The sequence below is a fragment of the Romboutsia sp. 13368 genome (assembly GCF_018336475.1).
Taxonomy (GTDB): Bacteria; Bacillota; Clostridia; order Peptostreptococcales; family Peptostreptococcaceae; genus Romboutsia.
The window spans coordinates 722,392-724,430 of the sequence record NZ_CP048741.1 but is presented as its reverse complement, the minus strand read 5'-3'; the positions used below and the strand labels follow the sequence as shown (position 1 = coordinate 724,430).

General features: G+C 25.4%; 2 protein-coding genes and 1 pseudogene. All 3 read right to left on the bottom strand.

Annotation, left to right across the window (positions count from 1 at the left end):
* Window positions 1–556 (bottom strand): annotated as a pseudogene (locus G3997_RS02880) (hypothetical protein); the annotation flags it as partial.
* 1 nt (window position 557) lies between these two features.
* Window positions 558–1,232 carry a hypothetical protein gene (locus G3997_RS02875; protein ID WP_296647790.1) on the bottom strand — a complete coding sequence of 225 codons (675 nt, stop codon included), beginning with the start codon at window positions 1,230–1,232 and terminating at the stop codon, window positions 558–560.
* Window positions 1,233–1,310: 78 nt separating this feature from the next.
* Window positions 1,311–1,982: a PspA/IM30 family protein gene (locus tag G3997_RS02870; protein ID WP_296647786.1), complete on the bottom strand. Its 672-nt coding sequence runs from the start codon at window positions 1,980–1,982 to the stop codon at window positions 1,311–1,313.
* Window positions 1,983–2,039: the final 57 nt, after the last annotated feature.

Sequence of the window (2,039 nt, the reverse complement as noted above, 5' to 3'; positions counted from 1 at the left end):
TTTTACTTCTTATATAATCAATTATAATGTATATAATCACTATTATAGTTATAAGCATTACTATTTTCATAATCCAAGAGCTCATACCATATCCAAAAAATACTCTTCTAAATGGACTATACCCTCCATAATAACTGCCTCTAAAAATAGGACGTCTACTTGAAGTACTATTTCCATACTCCCTATTATTTGTATTAGTATTTGTATTGTCATTATTACTACTATTGCTATCATCTTTAGGAGTAGTAGAGAAACTTCCTGAGTCAGGTTTTGTTGTACTTGACGAACCTGAATTATTAGTACTAGTATTTGGTTTTGTAGAAAAACTTCCTGAATCTGGCTTTATGGTAGTTGWRCTTGGTTTTATTGTAGACTTTGGTTTTGTAGAATAGCTTTTCGTTGAACTTTTAGAACTATACTTACTTGAAGATACTAATGATACATATGTACTATCATATGCATAAGAGTCTATATTTCCTATTAATCCTCCTATATAAGTAAATAAAAATATAAATGTCGTTAAAAGATAAGCTATTTTTATTTTTTTATTTTTCATATTATACTCTTAGCCCCATTTCTATAAATTTATCATTTATTCTAATTAGTTCATTTTGAGTATTATCAGTTATTACTGAATCGTAGAACTCTTCCCCTTTAAACTTTGAATACTTTAATATATGCTGATTATCATAGTCTTTGCTATCTATTAAATATACATATCTAGTAAAGTTTCCATTATTGTCTTTTTCTACTAAGTATCCAGCAACATTAAATATAAACTTTTCTTCACCTTGGTAAAGCTCTACAGTATCAGTAGTATTTGTAAGTAGCACAGAATCTTTATCACATTTTATTACATACTCTTTTTCTCTACAATTAAGACAATGTTTCATATCACATACACTTACACAATTTCTACATGCACATTTACTACACTTATCAATTTTTTCTAAATCTCTACGCTTATCAATTGTAAGATATTTATTTATTTTTTGACTTGGATCATTTTCTACCTTAAATAATTTTTTAAATAGTCCTTTATCTTTTTTACTTTCTTTTTCTAAGTTATCTAAAAACTCAATATAATCTTTTAGTGTATCAACTTTATTTATAAAGCTTCTTTTATTAAGCTCTTCAGTATCAAGCATTTTTCTTAAATCATCTACACAAAACATTAATTCAGCATATGATTTATTGTATTTATTTTTTTCCTCTAATACTCTATCATCCATTTTATCACCTCTAAAAAATMACTTATATATTACATATCATTAAAGGTAGATAGCTTTAAACCATCTACCTTTAATATACTATTTTTTCATTTGTTCTTTTATTCTTTCTAATTCCTCAGCAACTTTAGAATCAACTGATGGTGAATTTTTTATATACTCATCTAATAATTCATCTTCATTTTTAGGCTTTAACTGTTCTAAGGCATTTCCGTAATTTTCTGTTTGAGAAACTTTCTTTTCAAGTTCTTCTAAATTTATACCATGGTCATCATTAAGACCTGCTAAAGTTTCATTTATTTCATTGTTTATTTGTGCAACATCAAGTCTTGTAGCTAATTCTTGTTTTTTAGATTTCATTTTAGATATTTCTATCTCTAATTCTTCTATCTTAGCTTTTATAGTAGTTATTTTATCATCTTGTTCTTTTATTCTAGAATTAGTTTGACTTAACTTTTCTTGTAATTCTAGTTTTTGTTTAACAAACGATTGTGCTTTTTCATTATCTTCTTTTAAGATAGCTGCTTTAGTAGCCTCTTCATATTTGTTTATCTTTTCTTCTAATGCTTTTTTCTCATCTCTTATACTATCTACTGTAGCTATAAAGTTTGCACATTGCTTTTTAGCATTTATAAGTAATTCTTCCTTTTTCTTTATAGAAAGTTCTAACATTTCTATTGGATTTTCATGTTTATCTAATGCTTTATTAGCCTTAGCAGCTATAACATTTTTTAATCTTTTAATAAAACTCATTTTATCATCTCCAAAATTTTGAAATTAATTTTAAAATAATTATATACTAAATTCATT